The following is a 22,498-nucleotide window of genomic DNA, read 5'->3' on the forward strand; positions in this document are numbered from 1 at the left end:
GGACCGTACGAAGCCGTAACGGGGCGCAAGGCGAACGGAATTGACCACCGGGCGGCCGGGGGAGGCATCGTGGACGACTATGGGGGACGGGTACTCGCCGACCGTTACCGCCTGCCGCTGCCGCCCTCCGACGAGTACGAACTCGCCGAGAGCCGGGCCTTCGACACCTACAGCGGACAGGAAGTCCTGGTCCGGCAGGTGCCGTTGCCGGAGGTCGTCGAGGCGGAGATGCTCGACGCGGACGGGCTGCCCGAGGGGTTCGTGGCGCGGGACGGCGGGGTGCGGCGTGCCTCCGCACGGACCACGCGCCGACCCACCGAACCCGCCGTACGACGGGCGATCGAGGCGGCGCAGGCCGCCGCGCAGATTCCCGACCATCCCCGGCTCGACCAGGTCTTCGACGTGTTCGCCGAAGGCGGGTCGTTGTGGATAGTGAGTGAGCTGGTGCCCGCGCGGTCGCTGGCCGCGCTGCTCGCCGAGAAGCCGCTGAGCCCCTATCGGGCGGCCGAGGTCGCCGCCGACGTCGTCACCGCGCTGAGGGTGCTGCACGCGCACGGATGGGTCCACCGCAACATCACCGTGCGCACGGTGCTCGTCTGCGACGACGGCCGCGTGATGCTGACCGGCCTGGCCGCCGGCGCCGCGGAGGAGGCACTGTGCGGGTACGACCCGGTGCCGGTACAGGACTTCGAGGGTCCCGGGGGTGAGGGAGGCGCCGGTGCCGGTTCACCCCACTCGGGTGCCGGTGCGGATTCACGAGGGGGTACGGGCACGGGCGCCGGCGTCCCGCATGGCGCGGCCCGTACGCGCGGTGCCGCGCCCGGTGGAGTGACCGGAGGGCTGCCCGGTGGGGGAGCCGGTGGTGCGTCCGGCGGGGGTCCCGGAGCCTCGTTCGGCGCGGTGGTCGCCAGTGCGCAGGGGGCCGATGCCGAGGCCGCGCGGCGGGCCGCGATCGAGGCGCGGGCCGAGAACACCACACCCGTGGGGGAGCCGCCCGCCGAAGGCGGGGCGGCCCTGGCGCGCAGGGCGCTGGAGGCCGGAGGCGACGCCCGGGCGGCCCGGGCCGGGGCCATCGCCGCGTACCGGGCCGGAGCCCGGGCCGCGGCCCGCGTGCACGAGCAGCAGCGGGGCGGTCCGGCGGCACTGCCCGCGCCCCGTTCCGCCCCACCGGCCGACGGCTCCGTGCCGGGGGCCCAGGGCTCCGGGCAGGGTGGGGAGCAGCGGCCCGAGACCCCGCCCCCCGGTCAGATCGCCGACCCGTACGGCGTCGGCGTCGGGAGTGCGGGCGCGTGGCCCGGCGCGCAGCCACGCCCCGGCACCGGCCCTGGCGTCAACGGCCCTGGCTTCGGTGGTCCCGGCCCCGGCGGCAACGGCGGTCAGGGGCGCCCGGCGCTCCCCGGCCCCGCGGCCGGTCCTGGAAGTGGCCACAGCGGCACCCCGGTGCCCCCGGGACCCCAGGGCCTTCACGGCACCCAGGGCCCCCACGGCGCCCAGAACCACGGCGCCCCAGCCCTCGTGCCCGGACAGCAGTCCACCCCCGCCCCGACCCCCAACGGCCGTTGGGACGAGCTGGTCGCCGGTGCGCCCCCGCGGCGCGGTCCCGCCACCGCGCTCGCCGCGGAGCGGGCCCGGCAGGCGCGGATGGCCGTCGTCGGTCCGGTGACCGAGCGATGGGCGCCGGAGCAGGCCGGGCCGGTGCACGAGAACTGGCAGTTGGCGGCGCCGATCGGCCCCCAGACCGATCTGTGGGCGCTGGGCGCCCTGCTCTTCCGGGCCGTGCAGGGACACGCGCCCTACCCGGAGGACAACACCGCGGAGCTGGTGCAGCTGGTCTGCGCGGAGCCGCCCGCGTTCGCCGAGGAGTGCGGGCCACTGCGGCCCGTCGTGGAGTCGCTGCTGCGTCAGGACCCCACCGAGCGGCTGGACTTCGAGGAGCTGAGCGGCTGGCTGCGCTCGCTGGTGCGGTCCGCGCCGGAGCCCGAGGCGGGCGCGCACGTCGTCGCGGCGCCGCCCGTCGACCCCAGCCGGCTGCCGATCGTACGGCGCAGGGGTGAGCTCGTCCGCAGGCGCCGGGCCGGACTGCCCGCGACCAGCGCACACGCCCGCCACAAGCGCGCGAAGCCCGACCGGCAGGCGAGGCCGGCCAGGTCGACGGAGACGGCCAAGCCCCGCAAGCTGGGCCGGAACCTGCTCCTGCTGGTCCTGCTCCTGCTGGTCGCGGCGGTCGCGTACGCGATGGTCTTCATGCCGAAGAAGACCGACCCGAACAGCGACGCGAACGGCGAACGGACCGGCTCCGCGGGCCAGGTGAGCCCGGCACCAGGGAACACCGCGGGCACGGGCGCCGACGGCAGCGCCAGCAGCCGTCCGCGCCCCGACCAGACCTCTCCCGGCACGGACACGAACCCTTCGGGCGGCGCCAGTTCGACGACCTCGCAGTCCAACGACCCGGCGGTCGGCCAGGGCTTCACCCTGCGCAAGGACTCCGAGGGCTTCCAGGTCGCCGTGGCCAACGGCTGGAACCGCACGCCCAAGAACGGGCGCGGCCAGGTGGTCTACTCCCAGGGCGACTTCGAGCTCATCGTCGTACCCGGACGGGACAGCACCGGCAAGTACGGCAGCGATCCGCTGACGTACCAGCGGGAGACCGAGAGCGAGTTGCAGCCGTTCCGCGACTCGACGTGGGCCACGTCCAGCGGGATGCGGCGGATCGACGTGGGCGGACGGACCATGGCGGAGGGGCAGTTCACCTGGCAGAACTCCGCCGGGCAGTCACTGTACGTCCGCAATCTCGCGATCATCGTCGGCGGGCACTACCACGTGGTGCAGGTCCGCGGCCCGGAGGCCGAACGGGACGAGGTCACGAGACTGTACGAGCAGGCGTCGGCGACGTACCAAGTCACCGGCTGAGCAATTCCCGTAGTCATGAACCGCTGAACGCTGAATGGTTCCCTCCCGTACCCCGAAGGGAGAACCGTCACAGTGCGGTCTCCGTACGACCCCGCCGGTTCCCTGCGCGGGGACCGCTCTTTAGTCTGACCCTGTCAATACCATTGCGGGGAAACGTGAATCAGATGCAGGGCCTGCTCCTCGCGGGCCGCTACCGACTTGTCGAATCCATCGGCAGCGGTGGCATGGGCCGCGTGTGGCGCGCGCACGACGAAGTGCTGCACCGCGCCGTCGCGATCAAGGAGCTGACGGCCGCGCTGTATGTGACGGAGAGTGACCGGGCCGTGCTGTTGGCGCGCACCCACGCCGAAGCGCGGGCCGCCGCCCGGATCAACCACTCGGCCGTCGTCACCGTGCACGACGTCCTGGATCACGACAACCGGCCCTGGATCGTCATGGAGCTGGTCGAGGGCAACTCACTCGCCGACGAGGTCAAGGAGCAGGGGCGCGTCGAACCGACCGAGGCGGCGCGGATCGGGTTGTGGGTGCTGCGCGCCCTGCGCGCCGCGCACTCCGCCGGCGTACTGCACCGTGACGTGAAGCCCGGGAACGTACTGCTGTCCTCCGACCGACGGGTGCTGCTCACCGACTTCGGGATCGCGCAGGTCGAGGGCGACACGACCATCACGCGTACCGGCGAGATCGTCGGCTCGGTCGACTATCTGGCGCCCGAGCGGGTGCGCGGGCACGATCCCGGTCCGTCCGCCGACCTGTGGGCGCTCGGCGCGACGCTGTACACGGCGGTGGAGGGGCGGTCGCCGTTCCGGCGTACCTCGCCGCTGACCACCATGCAGGCCGTGGTCGACGAGGAGCCCACGCCGCCGCCGCACGCCGGTCCGCTCGGGCCCGTCATCACCGCGCTGCTGAACAAGGACCCGGCCGTGCGGCCCGGTGCGGAGGAGGCCGAGCAGATGCTCGCCGAGGCCGCGGAGGGGCGTCGGCCGAGTGCGGCGCAGGCGTATGTGCCGACGCAACAGCATGTGGACACGGGCACCATGGGGATGGGCGCGCAGCCGGTGGCGGCCTACGGGACGGTGCCCCAGGGGACGGGATCGCACGGCGCCGCGCCCCACGGACCGGGGGCGCACGAGACGGCGTCGCACGGGTCCGTGGCGCACGGACCGGGCGCGCACGGGGCGACGCCGACGCTTCATGCGCCGGTGCCCGGGCCCATGGGCAACGGCACCGGGGGCGCGTCCGGGAGACGGCGCCGCGGTCGTACGATCGCCCTCGTCGTCGTACTCGCCGCCCTGATCGGCGGTGGCGGCGCCGTGGCCATGAACTACCTGAACGGCGCACGGACCGACGACACCCACAACAGTGCCTCGTCCGGCACCGCGAACCCCGGCACCACCAAGCCCGGGAGCACCCCGACCGCGACTTCGGGCACCCAGGAGCCGTCCGGCGCCGTGCCCGACACCTGGGTGCAGCGGGACGACGTCGAGGGCTTCACCATCTCCCTGCCCGACAAGACCTGGCAGCGGCAGGCCAACGGCAACCAGGTCGACTACACGCCCGACGGCGGCGAGCACTTCGTCCGCATCGCCATCGACAACTCGCCGGACTTCCCCACCCCGTTCGCACACCAGCAGGACCTGGAGCAGCAGTTGACCAAGCTGGCCGACTACCACCAGGTGCTTCTGCAGTCCAACACGTTCCGCGACTGCCCGGGCTCCCTGTGGGACTTCACCTGGACCGCGCTGGCGAAGCAGACGCCGTTCCCCGGCAAGCGGCGGGCGATCGAGCAGACGTACCTCAGCCGTGAGGGTGTCGAGTACGCGATCTACATGTCCTCGCCCGCGGCGGACTGGGACACGGCGCGTCGGCAGTTCGACGTGATTCTCCGCAGCTGGCTCCCCAAGACCTGACGGGCCGGACGGACACGAACTGGCCGCAACCGGTCTGACGAGGCCGGATAACAGCCATCGCGCGGTCCGGTGCCCGGAGCGCGTCCGTCCGGTGCGGCATGATGGGGCGTATGGGGACCGAGGGGGAGAACGTCCGTGTGATCGGCGGCCGTTACCGGCTGGAGGCCAGGATCGGCCGGGGCGGCATGGGCGTCGTCTGGCGCGCCACCGACCAGCTGCTCGCCCGGCAGGTCGCGGTGAAGGAGCTCGCCCTCGACGACTCGCTCTCCGACGACGAGGCCCGGACGCAGCGCGACCGCACCCTGCGCGAGGCCCGCGCGGTCGCCCAGCTGCACCACCCGCACATCATCGTCGTGCACGACGTGGTCGAGGAGGACGAACGGCCCTACATCGTCATGGAGCTGATCGACGGCGGCTCGCTCGCCGAGCGGATCTCCGCCGACGGTCCTGTCGACGCGCGCGAGGCCGCCCGGATCGGTCTCGCCCTCCTCGGCGCGCTGCGCCGCGCGCACGACGCGGGTGTCCTGCACCGTGACCTCAAGCCCGCCAACGTCCTGATGGAGGCGGGCACCGACCGTGTCGTGCTCACCGACTTCGGCATCGCCCAGGTCGCGGGCGCCACGACCCTCACCGAGAGCGGGTCGTTCGTCGGCTCGCCCGAATACACCGCGCCCGAGCGGATGTCCGGGGTCAGGACCGGCCCCGAGTCCGATCTGTGGTCGCTCGGCGCGCTGCTCTGCACGGTCCTGAGCGGCGAATCGCCCTTCCGCCGTGACTCGTTGGGCGGCATCCTGCACGCCGTCGTCATGGACGAGATCCGCCCGCCCGCGCAGGCCGCACCCCTGCTGCCCGTCGTACGAGGGCTGCTGGAGCGCGATCCGGAGCGGCGGCTCGACGCGCTGGAGGCGGAGCGGCTGCTCAAGGCGTTCCTGGAGACGGGCCGTACGCCGCGGGCCGCGTCGGCCGGCTACACGCCCACGCAACGGGACCTGCCGAAGCGGAAATCGTCCGCCCAGCAGGCCGCGCACCCCTCCCCTTCGCCGGTTTCTCCTCCTGCCGCCGCGCCCGGCCGTGCCCCGAAGCGGTCGGCGCGGACCATGCTCGTCGTCGCGGCGCTGGTCGCCGCCGTGGCCGGGGCCGGTGTGACGGCGGCGCTGCTGGTGAACCACGGCGCTGGCGGGGGCGGTAGGTCGACTCCGTCCGCCAGTTCGGCGCCGGGCACGTCCGTGAGCGCGTCGCACTCCCCGAGCGCGCCCGCAGCGCCGGGGTCTTCGGCCTCACCGAGCCCCGCCCCCACGGTCACCGTCACCCGGCAGCAGAAGCCGACCGCCGCCTCCGGCACGGCGCCCTCGGGCTACCGGACGGTCCATGACCCGGACGGGTTCTCGCTCGCCGTGCCGGAGGGCTTCACACGGGATCCGGAGGGCGAGCGGATCTTCTACCTGTCTCCGGGCCAGACCTTCCGCCTCGGCATCAAGGCGACCGACCCGGAGGCGGGCGGCCCGCTCGCGGTGATGCGGCGTGCCGACGCCGACGGGTCCTCCACGAACCCGGGCTACCACGACGGCACCGTCACCTCGACCACGCACGACGGACAGCCCGCCGCGCTCTGGGAGTTCACCTGGAACGGCTTCACCACGGAGGAGGGCGCGCGGCACACGTACGACCTCTGCTGGGAGGAAGGCGGCCGGATGTACGACGTGTGGGTGTCGGCGCCGGTCGGCAAGGTGACGCAGGCGAAGGAGTACTTCGACGTGGCGTTGGACACCTTCGTGGCCCCGTAGGCGGGAGATGAACGGGAGATAAGGGGCGGTCCGCGTCACGGGTCTGTGACCGGTGCGCGACGGGTCTGGATGCCGGAGAGCGTGCCGCGATAGGGATGGACCCATGAGGAACAACGGGGGAGTCCCTTACGGGTCCGACGAGCCGACGAGTTTCGTTCTGCAACCGCCGACCCGGGTCGCCCCGGAGCCGACGGTCGAGTCCACGTCCGATCCCGTGCCCGCGCCCGATCTCGCGCCCGATCCCGCGACCGCGCCCGACCCTGACCCCGGCACCGGGCGGCTCATCGCGGGCCGCTACCGGCTGCTCGGCAAGCTCGGTCACGGTGGGATGGGGACGGTCTGGCGGGCCAAGGACGAGACGGTGGACCGTGAGGTCGCCGTCAAGGAGCCGCGCGTCCCGGACCACCTTCCCGAGCGTGAACGCGCCAATGTCTTCGAGCGGATGCGCCGCGAGGCGCGCGCCGCGGCCCGGCTCGATCACCCGGCGGTGGTGAACGTCCACGACGTCGCCGTCGTGGACGGACAGCCCTGGATCGTCATGGAGCTGGTGCGGGGCCGTTCGCTGGGCGCAGCCCTCCAGGAGGGCACGCTCGGGGTGCGTGAGGCGGCGCGTATCGGTCTGGAGGTGCTCGGCGCGCTGGAGGCGGCGCACGCGGCGGGCATCCTGCACCGGGACGTCAAGCCCGACAACGTGCTGCTCGGCCCGCACGGCCGGGTCGTCCTCACCGACTTCGGCATCGCGCAGATCGAGGGCGAGACGAATCTGACGGCCACGGGCGGCTTCGTCGGGTCGCCCGAGTACATCGCGCCGGAGCGGGTGCTGGGCCAGCGTCCGGGCCCGGCCTGCGACCTCTGGTCGCTCGGTGTCGTCCTGTACGCGGCCACGGAGGGCGTGTCGCCCTTCCGTCGCAGCAACACGCCCGCGACGCTCCAGTCGGTCCTCAACTCCACCCCGGCTCCGCCCGCTTCGACGCGGGGTCCGCTGGCGGAGGCCATCAACGGGCTGCTGGACAAGGAGCCGTCCCGCCGCCCCGGCGCGGACCGGGTCCGACGGATGCTGGAGGAGGCCGCCGCGCCACCCGCCCCGGAGCCGACGCAGGTGGTGCAGATCGCGGGTCCGGGCGGCAAGGGTCTGCGTGTGCGCCGCACACCCCTGTTCATCGGCCTCGGCGCGGTGGTGGTCGCGGCGGCGGTGGCGGCGTACCTGGTGTTCGCGAACCCGTTCGCGGGGCCGCTGCCCGACGGCTGGAAGAAGCACCACGAGACGGACGTCGCCGCGACACTGGCGGCGCCCGCGGGCTACCAGAGATCGACGCCGGACCGGACGTCGGACAAGGGGCACTGGGTCACGTACACCGACTGGAGCGGCAGCATCTGGATCGGCCTGACCCTGATCAAGGCGTCCGAGGACACGAGCCACCGGATCAAGGACTCCTCGGCCGCCGAGATGTACGCCGACAACGACGACTTCAAGGGCAGTGGCGCGTACGAGCTGAGCATGCCCGAGGCCCCGCGGACGGCCCCGGAGAACGCGAAGTACCACGGCAGGCAGGCCGCCGAGAACACTGTCGTCTACACGACCACCGACAGCCAGAACCCGCGCCCGCGCGAGGTGAAGATCTTCTACTACAAGTCGTCCAAGGGCGACATGTACAAGTTCACGATCAGCTATCCGGGCAAGGGCGACTTCACGGCACGCGGCCGTGAAGTCGCCAGGACGGCGATCGCGAACCTGGACATCGACCGGCTGTAAGGGCCTGGCGAGGGCTCAGGCGAGCTTGGCGGCCTGGGCCTTGATGAGGTCGGCCGGGATGCCGTACTCCTTGGGCTTCCCGTCGGCGAGGAACACGGCCAGGTTCAGCGAGTAGTACGTGGCCACCGTGCTGCCGTGACGCACCGCCTCGGCGTGTACGACGATCGTGTCACCGTCCGAGTCGCCGGTCACGGCGAAGGCGACCGACTCGTCGCCGCTGCCCGAGGCCTTCTCCGCCTCGACCTTGGTGAACTTCTGAGGGTCGTCCTTCGAGCCCTTCGACGTGGCCTTGAACCCGCCCGCGCAGCCCTTGACCGCGTCGGAGACGGAGGACATGGCCTTCTGGGCGCCGTCGCCCTCGTACGAGGAGAGCGAGACGATGGTGACTGTCCCGCCGAGGGTGTCGGTGATCGAGTTCAGCGCCTCGTCGAGCTCCTTCTCCGTCATGTCCTCCATGCTCTTGGTGGAGGACGCGCTGGGCTTGGCCTCCACCGGCGTGGCCATGGTGTTGACGTACGCGGTCGAGTCGCCCGGCGCGAAGCCGGTGAGGACATAGGCGAGCGGCGCGCACTTCTCGTCGACGACGGTGATCTCCTCCTTGGAGGAGGCGAACCGCTCGGACTGGTCGGCCGCCGCGAAGCGGTATCCGCCGAGGTCACCCTTGCCGACGATCAGCTTCTTCAACTCGGCGTCGCTCAGGGCCTTGACCGTGGCCGCCGCCCCCTTGCCGCCCGTCGCCTTGTCACCGGAGCCGGAGCCGGAGCCGGAATCCGAACCGGAGTCGGAACAGCCCGTGGCCAGGGCGAGCGCGAGCGCCGACGCGACCACTGCGACGCCGGGGCGCGACAGCGCGGATCTCTTCATTCTGAGGAAGTCCTTCGGTGTGCGGACACGACCGGCCGCGCCTGAGGCGCGGCCGGTACCTGCCGTGTACATGAGGTGAAAGGACTATGTGGTAAAGGTCAAGGAAACGTCAAGTTGGTAAAGCGCCGTCCGCGGCGATGGCGGTCACGCCTTCAGCTTGCCCGCGACTGCCTTGACCAGGTCGGTCTTCGCGACCAGCAGGGCGAAGCGCCCACCAGAGCCGGAAGCCGACTTCGCGTACCAGGGCAGACCCCGGCGGCGCCACTTGCTCGCTTCCAGGTCCTTCGGGACCTTCGGCAGGGCGAAGGACCAGCCGGAGAGTCGAAGTTCGCCGGTCCAGACGCCTGCGGCGAGGTCGCAGACCGGTACGCGGGCGGTGAAGGTGTCGGCGTGGGCGGTGCGTGCGACGGGGAAGGCGGCGGTGGCGCCGCTGTCGTTGCTGAGGGCCAGGGTCAGCGGGCCGTCCGGGTAGGCACCGAGGGTCCAGCGGCCGGTGATCAGCAGTTCGGTGGGGTTGCTGGCGTTCCAGCGCGGCTCCCCGAACTGGAGGTGCGGCAGGACCCGGTTCTTCTTCTCGCCCAGGTCGAGCGTGAAGTTGCCGTGCGGCTTGGTGGTGTAGAGGGTGACGGCGCGCACGCCGCGGGTGGTGTCCACGACACGGGTGTCCGCCGTGCCGGAGACGTCCAGGGCCCGCTTGCTGCCGATCCGCACCTCACGGGACAGCCCCTGGGCGCCGACGGCCAGGGAGATGTCCCACAGTCCGTCGCCGAGCGGTGCGCCGCCCGCGGCGGTGTCGATGTCGATGGTCGTCTCGAATCCGGCCTCTTCGTAGGTGTACGCCCCCGCGTCCTCGTGCGCGCCGAGCCCCGGAGTGGCGGTGTGCTTGACGGGGAGCCGGTACTCCGTCCCGCTGTCACGCTCGCGCAGGACGAGGTCGGTGGTGACGTCCTCGGTGGCGACGCGGTGGAGGTACCCGTACCCGGCCAGGCGGAGGGTGGTGCCGTGCAGCTCGGCGCGGGTGACCTGGTGGCGCAGGCCGAGCTGGTCGGTGACGTCGTAGCAGCCGTCCGGGACGGAGCGGGCGGGGTCGCGGAGGAAGGGGTAGCGGGCATAGGCCCGGCCGCCGTCGACCAGTACGGGGGTGGCGACCTTGCTCTTGGCCAGCTGCTTCTCGAACCTGGTCAGTTCGAGCACCTCGTCGAGCATCCGGTGCCGTACGAGGTGGAGCCGGAGCCGGGCCATCGCCGAGAGCTGGTCGTTCAGCCCCTCGTGCCACAGCGGTGCGATCGCGTCGGCCAGCCGGTCCAGCTGCTTCTGCTGCAGCTCGCGGGGTTCGCGCGCCACATGACCGAGGAGCTGCTGCACCTCGACGGTCAGATGCCGGTGCGCGAGGTGGTCGCGGCCCGGGCCGGCCGGCACGTTCTCCAGGATCACGTCGACGATGCGGGGCAGGAAGCGCAGCCGGGGCTCGGAGCCCCCGGTCTGCAGGGTGATGTTGCCGTCGTCGTCCCGCTGCACCCAGTACAGGCAGTCGTACGAGGCCAGCACAGAGATCCCCGAGGCGTGCAGATACGCCGGGCCGACGAACATCTGGTCCTCGCCGATCTTGAGATCGGTCGGGAAGCGGAGATGGTGCCGTTCCAGGAGCTCGCGGCGGAACAGCTTCATCGGGTTCAGGGTCCAGTAGACCCGTGAGGAGAAGACGTCGGTCTTCGGCTGGTCGCGCCGGAACATGGAGGTGGGCGCGCCGCGTCCGCCCACACCGACCATCTTGCCGAGGACGACATCCGTGCCGTTCTCCTCGGCCATCGCCACCATGCGCTCCAGGGCCTCCGGCCCCAGGTAGTCATCGGCGTCGAGGAAGAACACGAACTGTCCCCGCGCGTGGTCGAGTCCGCGGTTGCGCGGGGCGGAGGGGCCACCGGAGTTTTCCTGATGGATCACCCGCATCAGGGCCGGATACGTGTCGGACAACCGCTCGAGTTCGGCGGCCGTGCCGTCCGTGGAGCCGTCGTTGACGACGATGATCTCCAGTTTGTCCTGCCCGATGCTCTGATCGGCGACGGACGTAATACACCGTGTCAGGTAGGGCATCGCGTTATAAGCAGCGACAATCACCGAAACAGTGGGCACAGCCATCGTCACGTTCTCCTGGCAAGACGGGGCACGCCCCTCGTTTGCTGGCCACTTGGGAAACCGCGTAAGCAAGATCCATATATGTGGGAGAAGGTGCCGACAGAGATGTGAACATACCGTGAGTCGCCGGTGTGTTCAACATGAATGCACAGTGAAGTGAGGGCCCGGAGTGTGGTTCAGCTCACTTCTCGAATGACCGATTCCCTCATGCTTTCTCCCGAAAACAGTGCTCTGGATAATTGGTGCGGGAAAGGGTGGTGCGGTGGAAGAGGGTTTTCCTGGGAAATTTCCTTGCGGTAATCGCTGGGTATGGGCGGAATATAAGTGGGACATAAAGGGTGCCCCGGATGCCGCGCACGCCGTCGGGGCACCTCGCTGTTCACGAGCGCCCGCGCACGCCTCGACGTCGGCGAGACGGTGCTGAGCTCCCGAACAACGCCCTGATCAGGGCATTCGCTGCCAGTGCCCACTGGCACGGTGTGTGCAGTCGGTGAAAGCGAGTTACCAACGGGTACCCAAAGCCCCCGCTCCGTCATACGCTGCGCCTCATGACGGACTCGCAGGCCTCGGAAATCACCGGCACGGTCAAGTCGGAAAAGACCGGCACCAACCCCCTCGCCCCCGCTCCCGTGGGCGCCCGCACCGCCGCCGACGTGGTCACGCCCGAGCTGGTCGCGCAGCTCACCAAGGGTGTCGTCGGCTCCGGACGGACCGCCAATCACACCCCGTTCACCGGCGAGAAGCTGGCCGACCTGCCCGAGTCCACCCCCGAGGACGTACAGGTGGCCTTCGAGCGGGCCCGTAAGGCGCAGGTCGCCTGGGGTGCCACGCCCGTACGGCAGCGCGCCGCCGTCCTGCTCCGCTTCCACGACCTGGTGCTCGCCCGCCAGGCCGAGGTGCTCGACCTCATCCAGCTGGAGACCGGCAAGGCCCGGCTGCACGCGCACGAAGAGGTGCAGGCCGTCGTCGTGGCCGCCCGCCACTACGGCAGGAAGGCTCCCGCCTACCTCCGCCCCAAGCGGCACGCCGGGGCCATGCCCACTCTCACCAAGGTCACCGAACTGCGTCACCCGCGCGGTGTCGTGGGCCAGATCGCGCCCTGGAACTACCCCCTCGAACTCTCCGTCGGCGACGCGCTCCCGGCCTTCGTCGCGGGCAACGCGGTGGTGATGAAGCCGGACACCGAGACCTGCCTCACCGCCCTGTGGGCGCGTGACCTGCTCATCGAGGCCGGGCTGCCCGCCGAGGTCTTCCAGGTCGTCATCGGGGACGGGCCGGTCGTCGGGCCGGAAGTCGTCAAGCACGCCGACTACGTCTCCTTCACCGGGTCCACCCGGACCGGCCGCGAGGTCGCCCAGGGCGCCGCCGCCCGGCTCGTCGGCGTCTCCCTCGAACTCGGCGGCAAGAACGCGATGGTGGTCCTGGCGGACGCCGACATCGACAAGGCCGCCGCGGGCGCCGTCCGCGCCTGCTTCTCCTCCGCCGGTCAGCTCTGCATCTCCATCGAGCGGTTGTACGTCCACGAGTCCATCGCCGACGCGTTCGCGGAGCGCTTCGCCGCCCGGACCAGGGCCATGCGGCTCGGCACCTCTCTCGCCTACGGCGCCGACATGGGCTCGCTGGTGGGGGAGCGGCAGCTGAAGACCGTGACCCGGCATGTGGAGGAGGCGGTCGCGAAGGGCGCGAAGGTCGTCGCCGGTGGCGTCGCCCGCCCCGACATCGGCCCCTACTTCTACGAGCCCACCATCCTCGACGGCGTGGAGGCCCCCATGGCCGTCTGCAACGAGGAGACCTTCGGGCCCGTCGTCTCCCTCTACCGCTTCAAGACGGACGACGAGGTCGTCGAACTCGCCAACTCCACGTCGTACGGCCTCAACTCCTCCGTCTGGACGAAGGACGGGCGGCGCGGACGCGCGGTCGCGGCGCGGCTGCGCACCGGCACGGTGAACGTCAACGAGGGATACGCGCCCGCGTACGGCAGTGTCCAGTCGCCGATGGGCGGCATGAAGGACTCCGGCCTCGGCCGCCGACACGGCTCCGAGGGCATCCTCAAGTACACCGAGGCGCAGACCGTCGCCCAGCAGCGACTGCTGCCGATGGCACCCTCGCTCGGCATGGACGACGAGAAGTACGCCCAGTTCATGAGCCGCAGCCTGAGGGTGATGAAGGCGCTCCGGCTGCGATAGGGGCTCCGGCAAGGGCTCCGCCAAGGGTCCCGGCAAGGGCTCCGTCAGGCCGCACCACGTTCTCAATGAGGAGAGCAGCACGTGTCACAGGAGAACTCCGTCCACAACCCGGACGACACCGCGTACGACTACGACGTCATCGTCGTCGGCTCCGGCTTCGGTGGCTCGGTCACGGCCCTCAGGCTCACCGAAAAGGGCTACCGCGTAGGCGTGTTGGAAGCAGGCCGTCGCTTCACCCGCGACGCGCTGCCCAAGAACTCCTGGGACATCAAGAACTACCTGTGGGCGCCGGCGCTCGGCATGTACGGCATCCAGCGCATCCACCTGCTGGGCAACGTCATGGTGCTGGCGGGCGCCGGAGTCGGCGGCGGCTCCCTGAACTACGCCAACACCCTCTACGTACCGCCGAAGGCGTTCTTCGACGACCCGCAGTGGAAGGACATCACCGACTGGCAGGCGGAGCTGAAGCCGTACTACGACCAGGCCCGCCGCATGCTCGGCGTACGGCTCAACCCGACGATGACCCCCTCCGACGTCCATCTCAAGGCGGCCGCGCAGCGGATGGGCGTCGGCGACAGCTTCCACATGGCGCCGGTCGGCGTCTTCTTCGGCGACGGGCAGGACGCGGACGGCACGGCGAAGGCCACGCCCGGCGGTGAGGTGGAGGACCCCTACTTCGGGGGCGCCGGACCCGCCCGCAAGGCGTGCACCGAGTGCGGTGAGTGCATGACCGGCTGCCGGCACGGCGCGAAGAACACCCTCAACGAGAACTACCTGTACCTGGCGGAGAAGGCGGGCGCGGTCGTGCACCCGATGACCACCGTCGTGTCCGTCACCGACGACTCGCAGGGCGGATACGCCGTCGCCACCCTGCCCACGGACGAGAAGCGCAAGGGCGAAGGGCGGATGTTCAAGGCGCGCAGGGTCGTCATCGCCGCGGGTACGTACGGCACGCAGACACTGCTGCACCGGATGAAGGCGGGCGGCCAACTGCCGTACCTCTCCCCGAGGCTGGGCGAGCTGACCCGTACCAACTCGGAGGCGCTGGTGGGCGCCCAGACCGACAACCGCCGCTACCGCAAGGCGCACGGCACGCCCAAGGCCGACTTCACCCAGGGTGTCGCCATCACGTCGTCGATCCACCCGGACGAGAACACCCACATCGAGCCCGTCCGCTACGGCAAGGGCTCGAACGCCATGGGCGGCCTGTCCATCCTCCAGGTCCCGTACGCGGAGGGCTCGTCGAGGGTGGCGGGATGGCTGGCGAACGCGGCGAAGCACCCCCTTCTCGTGCTCCGCTCCCTCTCCAACCGCCGCTGGTCCGAGCGGACCATCATCGGGTTGGTGATGCAGTCGCTGGACAACTCCCTGACGACCTACCTGAAGCCGAAGGGTGCGGGGAAGGGCCTGCTGACGGCCCGGCAGGGCCACGGCGCGCCCAACCCCAAGCAGATCAGGGCCGCGTCCGAGGCGGCGTCCGCCGTCGCCGCGGAGATCAACGGCTTCGCGGGCAGCAACGTGGGCGAGCTGATGGGAACGCCGCTGACGGCGCACTTCCTGGGCGGCTGCCCGATCGGCGACTCTCGGGAGACCGGCGTGATCGACCCGTACCACCGGCTGTACGGCCACCCGGGCATCTCCGTCGTCGACGGCGCCGCGGTCTCCGCGAACCTCGGGGTGAATCCGTCGCTCACCATCACCGCCCAGGCCGAACGCGCGATGTCGTACTGGCCCAACAAGGGCGAGGCGGACCCGCGTCCGGCGCCGGGAACGGCGTACGAGCGTCTGAAGCCGGTCGAGCCCCGTGACCCGGCGGTGCCCGCGGACGCCTTCGGCGCGCTGCGGCTGCCGTTCTTGGGGATGCCGGCGGTGCCCCCGAAGTCGTAAGCAGTACACAAGGGTAGACGGCTCCTGTGAACGCGAAGAAGGACCTGTGCCCCCCTCCGAGCCCAGGTCCTTCTTCTCTTACGAGGCGTGCTGCCTACGTGGGTGTGCCGCTCACCGCTTACGCGGTCGCGTCACCCGACTTGCGACGCCGCACCACGAACACCGCACCCGCACCGGCGACGACGGCGATGCCACCGGCAAGCGCGATCATCGGCAGGGCGGAGCTGGAGCCGGTCTCGGCGAGGCTGCCGTTGACCTCAGGGGTGTTGCCCTTGTCGGCCGGCTTGTCCGAGACCGGAACCTTGCCGCCTTCCTGCGGCTTGGTGCCATCGGTGTCGGTACCCGAGGAGACGATCTGGAACTTGTACGCGACCTCGCCGAAGCCCGTGCACTGGCCGTCCGTGTCGCCGTAGATGCTGGCGCCGAGCGAGAAGCCGGCGCCGACCGGGGCGCTGGACTTCACGTTGATACGGAGCGGGATGTCGACCTCGTAGTCGGGCTTGAGCTCGTCGGTGTAGCCGACGTAACCGACCGCGTAACCCTCGGAGTCGACATCCTCCCAGGCCTTGGTGTCCTCGTTGTAGGCCTGGAGCTGGACCTTCTTGCTCTGGAAGAGGTCGTCGCCCGCCTTGTCCGAGGACGCGCCGGCGAAGAAGCCGAGCTCGTTCAGCGTGGACTTGGAGTTGTTGAGCACGTTCAGGGAGAACTTGTGCCAACCGCTGCCCGCCGCGATCTTGCCGGGCAGGCCGGAGATGGAGACGTCGACCTTGGAGTCCTGGCACTCGGACGGCTCGGGCTCCGGCGTGTCGGACGGCTCCGGCGACGTGGTGCTCGGCGCGGGGGTCGCGGAGGTCGAGCTGGTGGCGGTGGCGGTGGCGCTCGACGTCGGAGCGATCTCGGTCGCCGACGCGGACGGGGTCTCGGAGGGCGCGGGAGTGGTCTCGGTCGGGGTCGCCGACGCGGGCTCGCTCGCGGTCTCGGACACCGTCGCGGTGGGGGAGGGGCTCTCGTCCGCGAACGCGGCCGGCGCCGAAAGCAGCGCCAGAGGGGCTATTGCTGCCGTTGCGGCCGCCAGGGCCATGGCACGGCGAAGCTTCATGAAGACCTCGGAAAGTCCGGTACCGCGTCGTCACGGTACTCGTATGGGATGAGGCCTCCGCGTGTGGGGCGCGGGTGTGGCCGTTGGTTCAGCAGGTGTGACCCGCGAAGCCTGTGAACGGTTGTGCCTTCACTCACAGAATTCTTATGTGGGCTGTGTCACACACGGATCTGTATGGATCTGCCTTGTGTACAGGCTTTCGATCCACTTAGAACTGATCCTCGTGTCTGACAAGCAGCCCGAAGGGGCGGGAGAGTCCGGGGAGTTCGAGCAACCCTCCGTCCCCGACGACGTGTGGGAGCGGTTCGCCCGCGACACCGAACGTGACATCCGCAGTTCGGCGCCGAAGGAGCCGTCCGCCCGGGCGCGCATGGTGACCGAGCGGCTCCGGCAGAAGGACGCCAAGGGCGCCCAGCCGGAGGGGTGGCGAACGGGTCCGGCCTGGCAGGAGATGAACGGGCGCGCGGCCCGTCGGCGCCGGCTGTGGGCGATCCTCGGCGTGCCCGTCGCGATCGCCGTGGCGCTGGTGGCGGTCAAGCCGTCGCTGCTGCCCGGCGACCCCTTCGGTACGTCGTCCAATGCGTCGTCCGGTACGCCGTCCGGGGGCGCGTCCGCCGCCGCGCTGCCCGCCGAAACCGGGCCTCCGACCGCCGCTCCCTCCAGTGCCGCGCCCGACACGCCCACCCTCGACAGGCCGTTCGCCGGCTCGCCCGCCGAGCGCTGGGCCGACGGCGCCGCCGCCATCGTCGTACCGAAGGCGACGCCGGTCGCTGCGTTCACGAGCGCGCAGGTGGCCGCCGCCCTGAAGCAGGCGAAGACCCTGCTCGTCGGCGCGAACCTGGCCCCGGGGACCCTGCGGGGAGAGCGCCCCGAGAGCGCGCTCGCCGTCCTCGACCCGAAGCAGCCCCGCATGCTCGACGACGTGAACAGCTGGCTGCGCGCGCCGGGCAAGAAGCACGATCCGTTGATGCTCTTCAGCCGGTTCGACCCGGCCGAGGTGCGGCCGGCCGGGGATGTGGTCAAAGTCCGTGGCCGGATGACGTTCAAGGCGGGCGCGCACGGGTCCGTCGCCATCCACATGGACTACACCTTCGTCTACCCCCTGATCCAGGCCGACCAGGCATCGAAGACGCAGGGGGCGACGGAGACGTCGGGGGCGCCGACCGAGGGTTCCGGCGGGGGCTCGACCGAGGTGGCCCGCACCATCGTGCGCCGGGTCCTCGACCTCGAACTCCTCGACCCGCGGAAGTACCAGGCCACTCCCGGCAAGCTGTCGGTCATCCGGTACGACCAGGACCTCGGCAACACCGCGTGCGATGTCTACGACGGTTTCCTGCACCCCCAGTTCGACTCGGCCGCCCCCACCGGCGCGCCTGCGACGGGGCCCACGACCGACCCGTACGACCGCAGCCGGGACATCCAGCACCCCGGCACGGAGACGTGCGGCACGTTGTCGCGCACCTGACGGGATCTGACGGGCGTGCGAAGGGCCCCGCGGGACGGAGACCGCGGGGCCCTTCTTCGCCAGCACCGACGTCAGGGCAGCGCCGGTGCCTGGGGAGCGGCGCCGGGGGTTGCGCCGCGGGTCTTGGTACGGACACGGGGTACGGATACGGGGGGACACGGGGGGACGGACACGGGGTACGGGACTTGGGACCGTGGAGCGGAGTGGAGCGGAAGCCAAAGCCTGGGGGGTGTGCTCGGCCCCTTGAACAGATTCCGTTGAACAGATTCCGTCGGACGGCTCCGGGCGTCCCCGGAGCCGACCGTTCTCTTGAGTGACCGGGCCGCTGTCCCCTGCCGTCCGGTCACACCCCTGGGACGAGGTCCCACGACGTACGGCACGATCCGTACGTCTCATCGCCCCAGTGGAGCCACGCGTGGTTCTTTCGGGCCCGCCCCTGGCTGGCACGGACACCCGGACCAACGAAATCCGCGGCGCCCCGGTCACGCGCCGTACGGGTGAGAGGGCATGCGTACGTGCGTACGTTGTGTACGTTGCGTACGGGGTCAGACGCGGCCGCGACACAGCTCCAGCAGCGTCATGGCGAGCGAGGTGCCGGGCTTGCCGAGCGCGTCCCTGAAGCGGGCGAGGATCTCCATCTCGCGCGAGAGGTTCACCCGGCGGCCACCGGAGTCGATCCGGGCCTCCTGGATCACCTTCGACACGGCCATCCGTTCCTGGACGAGGCCGATGATCCGGTCGTCGAGGGCGTCGATGCGTGCACGGGCGCCGGTGATCACGTCTGCGGCCTCGTCGGTACGGGCGCCGGTCTTGTCGAGTACGTCGGCCATGGTGGGCTCCTCTTGGATGAGGTGCCCCGGATCGGCAGGACCCGGAAACGACAGACGCCCCGGGCCTTGTCGGCCCGGGGCGCCTGGGAAGTCGCTTGTCAGTTGCTCAAGCAGCACGACCATGGCAGCCGGTGGGCCGGTTGCCATAGGTAAACAGGAAGGTCGCCTGCGAAAGCATGGCAGCAGTATGCCCGCAGGGCCGTGCCACGTCCAAGCGGGTTCGGATACTGAGACCCGGACTCGCCCGCGAGCGGGTGGGGCTTCGCCCCACGTCCCCCGCCCGCCCGGTTCGTTCGGCTGCGGGTCCGGTGGGGGTTGGTCGCGCAGTTCCCCGCGCGCATCTTCAGCCCGTCCGGCGTTTGAGGACGAGGCCGTTCAGGCCGATGCGGGGGTCCGGGGGCGGAGCCCCTGGGGATGGGTTGGGTAGGGGCGGCGGGGGCGGAGAAACCCGGTGCAGGCACACCCCCGTGGACCCCCGGTAGACTCGATACCCCACACCCCCTGCTCACCGCCGGAAGGCAAACCGTGCCAGAAGCGTCCCCCGCCGCCCCCGACACCGTCCTGGTCGTCGACTTCGGTGCGCAGTACGCCCAGCTCATCGCCCGCCGCGTCCGCGAGGCCCGGGTCTACAGCGAGATCGTGCCGAGCACCATGCCGGTCCAGGAGATGCTCGCCAAGAACCCGGCGGCGATCATCCTCTCCGGAGGCCCCTCGTCGGTGTACGCCGAGGCCGCCCCCCGTCTCGACCGAGCGATCTTCGAGTCCGGCGTCCCCGTCTTCGGCATGTGCTACGGCTTCCAGCTGATGGCGACGACCCTCGGCGGCACGGTCGACAACACCGGCGCCCGCGAGTACGGCCGTACGCCCCTGCACGTCTCCAAGTCCGGATCGACCCTCTTCGAGGGCACCCCGGACGAGCAGTCGGTGTGGATGTCGCACGGCGACGCGTGCAGCGCCGCCCCCGAGGGCTTCACGGTCACGGCGTCCACGGACGTCGTCCCGGTCGCGGCCTTCGAGAACGACGAGAAGAAGCTGTACGGCGTCCAGTACCACCCGGAGGTCATGCACTCCACGCACGGCCAGCAGGTGCTCGAGCACTTCCTGTACCGCGGCGCGGGCCTCACGCCGAACTGGACGACCGGCAACGTCATCGACGAGCAGGTCGCCCTCATCCGCGAGCAGGTCGGCGACAAGCGCGCCATCTGCGGCCTCTCCGGCGGTGTGGACTCCGCCGTCGCCGCCGCTCTCGTACAGAAGGCCATCGGCTCCCAGCTGACCTGCGTGTACGTCGACCACGGCCTGATGCGCAAGGGTGAGACCGAGCAGGTCGAGAAGGACTTCGTGGCCGCGACCGGCGTACAGCTGAAGGTCGTGGACGCGCAGGAGCGGTTCCTCACCGCGCTCAAGGGCGTCTCGGACCCCGAGGAGAAGCGGAAGATCATCGGCCGGGAGTTCATCCGGGTCTTCGAGCAGGCCCAGGCGGAGATCATCGCCGAGGCCGCGGAGGGCGAGGACGTCGCCTTCCTGGTCCAGGGCACGCTCTACCCGGACGTGGTCGAGTCCGGTGGCGGCACCGGCACGGCCAACATCAAGTCCCACCACAACGTGGGCGGTCTCCCCGAGGACCTCGAGTTCGAGCTCGTCGAGCCGCTGCGCAAGCTGTTCAAGGACGAGGTCCGGATGGTCGGGCAGGAGCTCGGTCTCCCCGACGAGATCGTCCAGCGCCAGCCCTTCCCGGGCCCGGGCCTCGGCATCCGGATCGTCGGCGAGGTGACGAAGGAGCGGCTCGACCTGCTCCGCGAGGCCGACGCCATCGCCCGCGAGGAACTCACGGCGGCCGGTCTGGACCGTGACATCTGGCAGTGCCCGGTGGTCCTGCTCGCGGACGTCCGCAGCGTGGGCGTCCAGGGCGACGGCCGTACGTACGGCCACCCGATCGTGCTGCGCCCCGTCTCCTCCGAGGACGCGATGACCGCCGACTGGTCGCGCCTCCCGTACGAGGTCCTCGCCAAGATCTCGACCCGCATCACCAACGAGGTCGCGGACGTCAACCGAGTCGTCCTCGACGTCACGAGCAAGCCCCCGGGCACGATCGAGTGGGAGTAGTCCCACCCATCAGGTCCGCCTGAGAGTCCGCACCGGCTCTCCGGGCTTCCAGATCTCGACGACCAGATACGTGTCGTCCTCGACGTAGGTCCGCACGACCTCCGTCAGCTCGGTGCGGAAGAGGTGGAACGGCTCCGGCGGTTCCACCTCTTTCACGTACGCGGCCTTGGCCGCCCCGTCGTCGACCTCGACGGCCCGCCCGCTGATCCGGACGTCCCCGCCCCCCATCGCCGTGCCCGGCCCCGGGTTCGCCTGGAGTGCGAAGCGCGGGTCGCGGCGCAGGTCGAGCGCCTTGAGCGAGTCCGGCATCATGCCGAGCCACAGCTCGCCGCGCAGGAAACGCACCTCCAGGCCGGTGGTCCGGGGCGAACCGTCCTTGCGGAGAGTTGCGAGGACGTGGTGCGTGAAGGCCCCGAAACGCTCTTCGACCGACCGGGCGAGTGAGGGTGCGGCGGCGGCGAAGGTGCCCCAGCGCGCAGGGTCCGCATGTTCGGCAGGGCTCTCGGTAAGGCCGTTGGCAGCGCTCATACGGTGAGTGTGGCGCCAATACCAGACACGTTGTGTCGTGTATTGGCGGGCGCTCGGCAAGCGCCCTCGGGCCCCGGCCCCGGCCCTCTCGTAACGGTTGCGCACTCTCTTCACCGAACGGCTCTGTTCTCCTGCACCGACCAGAGGTAACTTCCGCTCCGTATCGGACACGCCAGTGCTGGAGGACCTATGCAAGGGCCCACGCCGCCCGTGCCCCTGCCCACCGACCAGCTGCAGTTCGCCATGCCGCCGATGTACGACTCGTTGGACGACGAGCGACGCCATCGCAAGGAGCGGTTGGCCGGGGCGCTGCGGATCTTCGGGCGGCTCGGCTTCGAGGACGGGGTCTCCGGTCACATCACCGCGCGCGACCCGGAGTACAGCAACTGCTTCTGGGTGAACCCCTTCGGGATGCCCTTCAAGCACGTCACCGTGAGCGACCTGGTCATGGCCAACCAGGACGGGCAGGTGATCGAGGGCCGCTACCACGTGAACCAGGCGGCGTTCACCGTGCACGCCCAGGTCCACGCCGCCCGCCCCGACGTCGTCGCCGTTGCGCACTGCCACTCCGTGCACGGCCGCGCCCTGTCCGCCCTCGGTGACCTGCTCGACCCGATCAGCCAGGAGAGCTGCGCCTTCTACGAGGACCACGCGCTGTACGACTCGTACACCGGTGTCGCCGTGGACACCGAGGAGGGCCGCCGGATCGCCTCCGCGCTCGGCACCCGCAAGGCGCTCGTGCTGCGCAACCACGGGCTGCTGACCGTGGGCGACTCGGTGGACGCGGCGGCCTGGTGGTTCCTGTCGATGGAGCGCTCCAGCCAGGTCCAGCTGACCGCACGGGCCGCGGGCCGCCCCATCCTCATCGACCACAAGCAGGCGGTCGCGACCCGGGAGCAGCTCGGCGGCGATCTGGTGGCGTGGATCAACTACCAGCCGCTGTGGCAGGACATCAGCCGCAGCGAACCGGACCTCCTCAGCTGAGTACCGGATCTCCTCAGCTCAATACCCGACCTCCTCAGCCGAGTTCCGGAGCGCGACGG

General features: G+C 70.8%; 14 protein-coding genes. 9 read left to right on the forward strand and 5 right to left on the reverse strand.

Translation table 11 applies throughout. The annotated features are described in order from the left end of the window. The first annotated feature begins 69 nt into the window (after positions 1-69). The 4 genes from ACFZDJ_RS33110 to ACFZDJ_RS33125 all read left to right on the forward strand — a co-directional run bounded on the left by ACFZDJ_RS33110 (position 70) and on the right by ACFZDJ_RS33125 (position 8,354). Complete coding sequence (locus ACFZDJ_RS33110; protein ID WP_391064248.1) at positions 70-2,910, forward strand: protein kinase; 2,841 nt, start codon at positions 70-72, stop codon at positions 2,908-2,910. A 164-nt stretch (positions 2,911-3,074) separates the two neighbouring features. Beyond that, positions 3,075-4,817, forward strand: a complete 1,743-nt coding sequence (locus ACFZDJ_RS33115) for a protein kinase (RefSeq protein ID WP_391064361.1) — start codon at positions 3,075-3,077, stop codon at positions 4,815-4,817. 110 nt (positions 4,818-4,927) lie between these two features. After that, positions 4,928-6,601 carry a protein kinase gene (locus ACFZDJ_RS33120; RefSeq protein ID WP_391064251.1) on the forward strand — a complete coding sequence of 558 codons (1,674 nt, stop codon included), beginning with the start codon at positions 4,928-4,930 and terminating at the stop codon, positions 6,599-6,601. A gap of 103 nt (positions 6,602-6,704) precedes the next feature. After that, positions 6,705-8,354, forward strand: coding sequence for a protein kinase (locus ACFZDJ_RS33125; RefSeq protein WP_391064254.1), 1,650 nt, complete (start codon positions 6,705-6,707; stop codon positions 8,352-8,354). A 15-nt stretch (positions 8,355-8,369) separates the two neighbouring features. Here the strand turns inward: ACFZDJ_RS33125 and ACFZDJ_RS33130 are convergent, their stop codons facing one another. Continuing rightward, on the reverse strand, positions 8,370-9,218 hold the full coding sequence (locus tag ACFZDJ_RS33130) for a hypothetical protein (RefSeq protein WP_391064256.1): 849 nt from the start codon (positions 9,216-9,218) through the stop codon (positions 8,370-8,372). Between the two features lie 144 nt (positions 9,219-9,362). After that, on the reverse strand, positions 9,363-11,357 hold the full coding sequence (locus tag ACFZDJ_RS33135) for a glycosyltransferase (RefSeq protein WP_391064258.1): 1,995 nt from the start codon (positions 11,355-11,357) through the stop codon (positions 9,363-9,365). 545 nt (positions 11,358-11,902) lie between these two features. Between ACFZDJ_RS33135 and ACFZDJ_RS33140 the strand changes: the two genes are divergently transcribed. Continuing rightward, positions 11,903-13,540, forward strand: coding sequence for a succinic semialdehyde dehydrogenase (locus ACFZDJ_RS33140; protein WP_391064261.1), 1,638 nt, complete (start codon positions 11,903-11,905; stop codon positions 13,538-13,540). Positions 13,541-13,621: 81 nt separating this feature from the next. After that, the gene (locus ACFZDJ_RS33145) at positions 13,622-15,427 is read left to right on the forward strand and encodes a GMC family oxidoreductase N-terminal domain-containing protein (RefSeq protein WP_391064264.1); all 1,806 of its coding nucleotides are present in this window, start codon (positions 13,622-13,624) and stop codon (positions 15,425-15,427) included. Positions 15,428-15,545: 118 nt separating this feature from the next. Here the strand turns inward: ACFZDJ_RS33145 and ACFZDJ_RS33150 are convergent, their stop codons facing one another. Next, positions 15,546-16,526, reverse strand: coding sequence for an LAETG motif-containing sortase-dependent surface protein (locus ACFZDJ_RS33150; protein WP_390940069.1), 981 nt, complete (start codon positions 16,524-16,526; stop codon positions 15,546-15,548). Positions 16,527-16,749: 223 nt separating this feature from the next. On the opposite strand from ACFZDJ_RS33150, the gene ACFZDJ_RS33155 reads away from it, so the two are divergent. Beyond that, positions 16,750-17,991: a hypothetical protein gene (locus ACFZDJ_RS33155; protein ID WP_391064266.1), complete on the forward strand. Its 1,242-nt coding sequence runs from the start codon at positions 16,750-16,752 to the stop codon at positions 17,989-17,991. A gap of 545 nt (positions 17,992-18,536) precedes the next feature. Here ACFZDJ_RS33155 and ACFZDJ_RS33160 read toward each other — a convergent pair. Continuing rightward, positions 18,537-18,821, reverse strand: coding sequence for a chorismate mutase (locus ACFZDJ_RS33160; RefSeq protein ID WP_384909313.1), 285 nt, complete (start codon positions 18,819-18,821; stop codon positions 18,537-18,539). Between the two features lie 525 nt (positions 18,822-19,346). Here ACFZDJ_RS33160 and guaA point away from each other — a divergent pair. Then, positions 19,347-20,927, forward strand: a complete 1,581-nt coding sequence (gene guaA, locus ACFZDJ_RS33165) for a glutamine-hydrolyzing GMP synthase (protein ID WP_067366905.1) — start codon at positions 19,347-19,349, stop codon at positions 20,925-20,927. Positions 20,928-20,936: 9 nt separating this feature from the next. Here guaA and ACFZDJ_RS33170 read toward each other — a convergent pair whose 3' ends face one another. After that, positions 20,937-21,455 carry a pyridoxamine 5'-phosphate oxidase family protein gene (locus ACFZDJ_RS33170; RefSeq protein ID WP_391064269.1) on the reverse strand — a complete coding sequence of 173 codons (519 nt, stop codon included), beginning with the start codon at positions 21,453-21,455 and terminating at the stop codon, positions 20,937-20,939. 189 nt (positions 21,456-21,644) lie between these two features. Between ACFZDJ_RS33170 and ACFZDJ_RS33175 the strand changes: the two genes are divergently transcribed. Beyond that, positions 21,645-22,439 carry a class II aldolase/adducin family protein gene (locus ACFZDJ_RS33175; RefSeq protein WP_168494735.1) on the forward strand — a complete coding sequence of 265 codons (795 nt, stop codon included), beginning with the start codon at positions 21,645-21,647 and terminating at the stop codon, positions 22,437-22,439. The last annotated feature ends 59 nt before the right edge of the window (positions 22,440-22,498 follow it).

It is taken from the genome of Streptomyces sp. NPDC007896, from assembly GCF_042959425.1.
In the GTDB taxonomy this organism is placed as follows: domain Bacteria; phylum Actinomycetota; class Actinomycetes; order Streptomycetales; family Streptomycetaceae; genus Streptomyces.

What these genes read in the sequence shown, in the direction of transcription:
- ACFZDJ_RS33115 (WP_391064361.1), top strand. Translation starts at nt 3,075, where the DNA reads ATGCAGGGCCTGCTCCTCGCGGGCCGCTACCGACTTGTCGAATCCATC.
- ACFZDJ_RS33120 (WP_391064251.1), top strand. Translation starts at nt 4,928, where the DNA reads ATGGGGACCGAGGGGGAGAACGTCCGTGTGATCGGCGGCCGTTACCGG.
- ACFZDJ_RS33125 (WP_391064254.1), top strand. Translation starts at nt 6,705, where the DNA reads ATGAGGAACAACGGGGGAGTCCCTTACGGGTCCGACGAGCCGACGAGT.
- ACFZDJ_RS33130 (WP_391064256.1), bottom strand. Translation starts at nt 9,218, where the DNA reads ATGAAGAGATCCGCGCTGTCGCGCCCCGGCGTCGCAGTGGTCGCGTCG.
- ACFZDJ_RS33135 (WP_391064258.1), bottom strand. Translation starts at nt 11,357, where the DNA reads ATGGCTGTGCCCACTGTTTCGGTGATTGTCGCTGCTTATAACGCGATG.
- ACFZDJ_RS33140 (WP_391064261.1), top strand. Translation starts at nt 11,903, where the DNA reads ATGACGGACTCGCAGGCCTCGGAAATCACCGGCACGGTCAAGTCGGAA.
- ACFZDJ_RS33150 (WP_390940069.1), bottom strand. Translation starts at nt 16,526, where the DNA reads ATGAAGCTTCGCCGTGCCATGGCCCTGGCGGCCGCAACGGCAGCAATA.
- ACFZDJ_RS33160 (WP_384909313.1), bottom strand. Translation starts at nt 18,821, where the DNA reads ATGGCCGACGTACTCGACAAGACCGGCGCCCGTACCGACGAGGCCGCA.
- ACFZDJ_RS33170 (WP_391064269.1), bottom strand. Translation starts at nt 21,455, where the DNA reads ATGAGCGCTGCCAACGGCCTTACCGAGAGCCCTGCCGAACATGCGGAC.
- ACFZDJ_RS33175 (WP_168494735.1), top strand. Translation starts at nt 21,645, where the DNA reads ATGCAAGGGCCCACGCCGCCCGTGCCCCTGCCCACCGACCAGCTGCAG.